A 5,244-nucleotide genomic window follows, 5' to 3' on the forward strand; every position below is an offset into this window, starting at 1 on the left:
CGGCCTATTACGGAAGCATCCGCGCCCTGAAGAACGTCGACATCGACGTGCACGAAGGCGAGATCGTCGCGCTGATCGGAGCCAACGGCGCCGGCAAGTCGACCCTGATGATGACGATCTTCGGCCAACCCCAGGCGCGCGAAGGCACCATCACCTTCGCGGGGCAGGACATCACGAAGCTGCCGACCCACGAGATCGCCCGCCTCAACCTCGCGCAATCGCCGGAAGGCCGGCGTATCTTCTCCCGCATGACGGTGCGCGAGAACCTGCAGATGGGCGCGGCCGTCAACGGGGGCAAACATTTCGCCGAGGATCTCGAGCGGATGTGCACGCTGTTCCCGCGCCTGCGCGAGCGCATCGACCAGCGCGGCGGCACCATGTCGGGGGGCGAGCAGCAGATGCTCGCCATCGCCCGCGCGCTGATGAGCCGGCCCCGCCTGCTCATGCTCGACGAGCCCTCGCTGGGCTTGGCACCCCTGGTGGTCAAGCAGATCTTCTCCGCCGTTCGCGACCTCAACGCCCGCGAGGGGCTGACCGTGTTCATCGTCGAGCAGAATGCCTATCATGCCCTCAAGCTCGCCCATCGCGGCTACGTCATGGTCACGGGGGCGGTCACGATGAGCGGCACGGGCCAGGCCCTCCTCGACGATCCGCAGGTGAAGGCCGCCTACCTCGAAGGGGGATCGCACTGAGCATGGCCGAAGGTTTCAGCCTGGACGCCCGCAGCATCGGGATCTTCCTCCTCATCACCGTGGCGATGGGCGGGGGTGCGGCCTGGATGACGGGGAGCGGGCTCGCGCGCGGGTGGCGTCCGTTCTGGCACTGCGCCCTGGCGCTCCTCCTCATCGCGGGCGTGACGCGCTTCCTGCATTACGCCCTGTTCGAGGACGTCCTGCTGTCGCTGCCGGCCTACCTCGTCGATGCGGCCGTGGTGCTGGCCATCGGCGCCGCGGCCTACCGCTACACCCGCACCGGACAGATGACCCGGCAATATGCCTGGCTCTACGAGCGCACCGGCCCGCTGACCTGGCGGGACCGGACGAGCGCGCCGACGCCCTGAGGGCGCGGCGCGAAACCACACCGCGTTTGGCGACCTTGCCGGCGGCGCGAACGCCCGGCACGGCGCTTCCAGAGGGGAAACGAGCATGAAGTCAGTGTTTTCAGCCGGTGTCGCCCTCAGCCTGATGCTGGCGGCCACCGCCGCCCAGGCCGAGATCAAGATCGGCGTGGTCGTCCCCGTCACCGGCCCGAACGCGGCCTTCGGTGCGCAGATCAAGACCGGTGCGCAGCAGGCCATCGCGGACATCAACAAGGCCGGCGGCGTCAACGGCGAGAAGCTCGTCATGACGGTGGGCGACGACGCGTCCGACCCGAAGCAGGGCGTCTCGGTGGCCAACAAGTTCGCCTCGGACGGGGTCAAGGCCGTGGTCGGAGCCTTCAATTCCGGCGTCTCGATCCCGGTCTCCGACGTGCTGCAGGAGGCCGGCATCGTCGAGATCAGCCCGGCCTCCACGGCAATCAAGTACACCGAGCGCGGCAACTGGAACACGTTCCGCACCTGCGGGCGCGACGACCAGCAGGGCGCGGTGGCGGGCGCCTACCTCGCCGACAAGTTCAAGGGCAAGAAGATCGCCTTCGTCCACGACAAGACCCCCTACGGCAAGGGTCTGGCCGACGAGACCCTGAAGGCGCTCAAGGCCAAGGGCGGCACCAACGTGCTGTTCGAGGGCATCAACCCGGGCGAGAAGGACTTTTCCGCCCTCGTCTCGAAGCTGAAGCAGGCCAATGTCGACGTGATCTATTTCGGCGGCCTCTACACCGAGGCCGGCCTGCTGATCCGGCAGATGCGCGACCAGAGCCTCAAGGCACCGCTGATGGGTGGTGACGGCATCGCCGACCGGGAATTCGCGCAGGTGGCCGGCCCCGGCTCCGACGGCACCCTGATGACCTTCTCGCCGGACGCCCGCAAGAACCCGAAGTCCAAGGCCACCGTCGACGCGTTCAAGGCGATGAACTTCGACCCCGAGGGCTACACCCTCTATTCCTACGCGGCGATGCAGATCCTCGCCGACGCGATGAAGGCGACGAAGTCCACCGACGGCCAGAAGGTCGCGGCCTACCTGCGCGAGGGCAAGCCCTTCAACACGGTGATCGGCGACATCTCCTACGACAAGAAGGGCGACATCACCCGTCCGGACTACGTCATGTACATGTGGAAGAAGGGCGCCGACGGCTCCATCAACTACGCCGGCAACGAGCAGCCGTAAGACCCGCTGTCGGAGCCGGCGAAACGATCCGCCGGCTCCACGAAGATGAACACGAAACTTGCCGTCGGCCGCATGGACGGCTTGGCCGACATGAGTGTCGCGATCGGCTCGGCGTCCAGAACCCGCAGGATTATGGCAAGGTCCGATCCGCCTTCGCCTCCCCCAAGCCCCGATCCCGCCACGTTCCCGCGCACAGTGCGCGGCGCGTGCCAAAGCGGGGCTGCCAAAGCGGGATTGCCGATGTCGTTTCTTACAAACCTGCCGATCGCCGACCTCATTTCCAGTTACGGCTACATCGCGATCTTCGTGATCATCGCCCTGGAGAGCGCCGGCGTGCCGATGCCGGGCGAAACCGTCCTGATCTCCTCGGCGGTCTATGCCGGCAGCACGGGTCAACTCAACCTCGGCCTGATCATCCTGGCCGCCGCGGCGGCCGCGATCCTCGGCGACAATCTCGGTTACTGGGTCGGCCGGCGCTGGGGCATGCCGCTCCTGCTGCGCTACGGCCACCTCATCGCCCTCGACCACGGCCGCCTCAAGCTCGGGCAGTACCTCTTCCGCGAGCATGGCGGAAAGATCGTGTTCTTCGGCCGCTTCACCGCGATGCTGCGCGCCTACGCGGCGGTGCTGGCCGGCGTGAACAAGCTCGACGCCCGCCGCTTCCTGATCTTCAACGGCCTGGGCGGCATCGCCTGGGCGTCGATCATGGGCATCGGCTCGTATTATTGCGGCCGCTCGATCGAGCACATCGCCGGCCCTGTGGGCCTCGCGCTCCTCGCCGTGGTGATCTTCGGCGGACTCGCCCTGTGGCTGTTCGTGCGCAAACACGAAACCCGCCTCCTCGCCAAGGCGGAAGTCGCGATCCCCGGCCCGATCGCCTGATGGACGAGCGACGAAACATCCCCGCCGGCTTCGACGCCGGCGGGGATGTTCGTGTCGGGATCGCGCGAGCGAAACAACCGTGCCGACCAAGAGGTCGGAGCCGGTCGATCGCAGCGCGAACAAAGGGGAAGAGAACCGAGTGCCGGTGCTGAGCGCTTGGCTCGGCGGGCGGGGCCGGATCGCAAGATCGGCGCGGCCGCTATAGCTGCCTCAACAAGAGTACAGCCAAGTCCGAGAAGAAGATTGGCTCCCCGAGCAGGACTCGAACCTGCGACAAAGCGATTAACAGTCGCTTGCTCTACCAACTGAGCTATCGGGGACCGCGATCGGGGGTCTACACAGCGCTTGGCCGGGACGCAAGGGTGTCCGGGCTCGGGATTTGACGAATCCGTCACATTTTTTTGGCGCGCGCCTTCGCGGCGCCGGGAAATCGGCTCGCCTTTTCGAGCGTCGCAGGAGGCGAAACGAGCGCTTCGGACGGATGCATCCCGAAGCAATCGACACGACCGCGCGGATCCTTTTTGCGCAGATCCGCCAAAGCCCGTTGCCCTGGCGGCCAAGGCTCTGCTAGAGACCGCTCTCCCCGAGCCGGCCGCCCGGACGGGGTCGCCGACAGGCCCGTTTCACCGGGCCGCGCGACAGAGGCCTCGTGGCGGAGTGGTTACGCAGAGGACTGCAAATCCTTGCACCCCGGTTCGATTCCGGGCGAGGCCTCCAACGACTTTCAGTGCCGAGTGCACCCTGCCTAGGCGCGAAGACGCTCCGTCATTCACGCGTTCGACGACGTCCGGCCTGACCCGTTCCGAGGTCCGGTCGACCGGTGCTTCGGCCCCGTCGCGAACCTTGCGTTTTGCGGTTTGATCCACGACAACCCGCAAGCTTCGGCGTGGCCGCCCGGCCGGTCGAAGGGACAGACCGGCTTCCAGCGCCGGCCCAGCGTCGAGGGAAGACGGCATCCATGCTCGATTACGCGCAGGCGCGACGCCTCATGGTCGATTGTCAGTTGCGGACCTTCGACGTGAACGACGTCCCGGTCCTCGACGCCTTCGAGGCGATTCCCCGCGAGCGCTTCGTGCCGCCGGGGCGCGAGGATTTCGCCTATATCGACCAGACCCTGCGTCTGGGCACCGAGGGACGTGCGGTACCGGCCCCCATGCTGCTCGCGCGCATGGTCCAGGCCCTCGCGATCCAGCCGGGCGACAAGGCCCTCGATGTCGGCACGGGCTACGGCTACGGCGCGGCCATCCTGAACCATGTCGGCGCCGAGGTGGCGGCGCTGGAATCCTCCGCGGACCTCGCGGCGGGCGCCCGCGAGCGCCTGTCCGGCCTCGACGGCATCACGGTCGTCGAAGGGCCGCTCGAGTCCGGCGCCCCGGCGTCAGCCCCCTACGATGCCATTCTGGTCAACGGCCGGGTCGAGACACGGCCCCAGGCGCTCCTCGACCAGCTCAAGGATGGCGGCCGCCTCGTCTGCGTGATGGGCCGGGACCGGGCCGCCAAGACCACGCTGTTCGTGCGCGCCGGCGACGCCTTCGGGGCGCGTCCGCTCTTCGATGCCGCCCTTCCGGCACTGGGCGCCTTCGCGGCCGAGGCCGGCTTCGCCTTCTGAGTCATTCCTCCACACCGAAGACTCTAGTCCTCCAGGATCGAAGCATTCCGGGAACAAACGGGCGCACGGCGGCCCATCGACGTCGGCGCCGAGCGTAGAACGGCCCGCCGGAGGCATCCCCTTACCCAAAAGGCGGTGTCGCTTTTTTGTGGCACCCCCCGATCATTCGCGCAGTGCACGGGAACCAGCCGGTGCCCCGGCGGCGAAGGTCGGGTAGACTTGCCGCAGAGGCGGGCAACCCGGATCGCGCTCAGGCGCGGCGGCCATCGGTACGGCCGTCCGGTTCATCGAGAAACCGCAAGGGCTGATGAGCGTGAGAGAATCGAGACCCGCGATGCGCACGGGGCTTCGGCCGGCCGGCCTCGCCGCACTGGCCCTCGCCCTGGCGAGCCCGGCCGCGGCCGAGACGCTGGAGAGCGCGCTCTCGCGGGCGTATGCCGCCAATCCCGCCCTGAACTCCGGCCGCGCGGGCGTGCGGGCGACCGA

The 5,244-nt window shown here is 67.8% G+C and carries 5 protein-coding genes and 2 tRNA genes; 6 read left to right on the forward strand and 1 reads right to left on the reverse strand.

The genetic code is table 11. The features are described 5' to 3' along the window. From JWQ05_RS19505 to JWQ05_RS19520, 4 genes are all read left to right on the forward strand, one after another. The coding region (locus tag JWQ05_RS19505; protein WP_299662204.1) for an ABC transporter ATP-binding protein at positions 1-692 on the forward strand (692 nt) is incomplete at its 5' end. Between the two features lie 2 nt (positions 693-694). Further along, entirely contained in the window at positions 695-1,060 is a 366-nt protein-coding gene (locus JWQ05_RS19510) for a DUF6867 family protein (protein ID WP_299662206.1), read from the forward strand. Positions 1,061-1,145: 85 nt separating this feature from the next. Beyond that, complete coding sequence (locus JWQ05_RS19515; RefSeq protein WP_299662208.1) at positions 1,146-2,267, forward strand: branched-chain amino acid ABC transporter substrate-binding protein; 1,122 nt, start codon at positions 1,146-1,148, stop codon at positions 2,265-2,267. Between the two features lie 240 nt (positions 2,268-2,507). Then, positions 2,508-3,149 carry a DedA family protein gene (locus JWQ05_RS19520; RefSeq protein ID WP_299662211.1) on the forward strand — a complete coding sequence of 214 codons (642 nt, stop codon included), beginning with the start codon at positions 2,508-2,510 and terminating at the stop codon, positions 3,147-3,149. 244 nt (positions 3,150-3,393) lie between these two features. On the opposite strand, the gene JWQ05_RS19525 is transcribed toward JWQ05_RS19520, so the two are convergent. Continuing rightward, positions 3,394-3,469 (reverse strand) — tRNA-Asn (locus JWQ05_RS19525). A 323-nt stretch (positions 3,470-3,792) separates the two neighbouring features. Between JWQ05_RS19525 and JWQ05_RS19530 the strand changes: the two genes are divergently transcribed. Together JWQ05_RS19530 and JWQ05_RS19535 are read left to right on the forward strand one after the other, a co-directional pair. Beyond that, positions 3,793-3,866: transfer RNA gene (locus JWQ05_RS19530), tRNA-Cys, on the forward strand. 241 nt (positions 3,867-4,107) lie between these two features. Next, complete coding sequence (locus tag JWQ05_RS19535) at positions 4,108-4,758, forward strand: protein-L-isoaspartate O-methyltransferase (protein WP_299662214.1); 651 nt, start codon at positions 4,108-4,110, stop codon at positions 4,756-4,758. Positions 4,759-5,244: the final 486 nt, after the last annotated feature.

This window comes from Methylobacterium sp., from assembly GCF_028290105.1.
Classification (GTDB): Bacteria; Pseudomonadota; Alphaproteobacteria; order Rhizobiales; family Beijerinckiaceae; genus Methylobacterium.

Coding starts and splice junctions, on each gene's coding strand:
- JWQ05_RS19520 (WP_299662211.1), top strand. CDS start 2,508: ATGTCGTTTCTTACAAACCTGCCGATCGCCGACCTCATTTCCAGTTAC.
- JWQ05_RS19510 (WP_299662206.1), top strand. CDS start 695: ATGGCCGAAGGTTTCAGCCTGGACGCCCGCAGCATCGGGATCTTCCTC.
- JWQ05_RS19515 (WP_299662208.1), top strand. CDS start 1,146: ATGAAGTCAGTGTTTTCAGCCGGTGTCGCCCTCAGCCTGATGCTGGCG.
- JWQ05_RS19535 (WP_299662214.1), top strand. CDS start 4,108: ATGCTCGATTACGCGCAGGCGCGACGCCTCATGGTCGATTGTCAGTTG.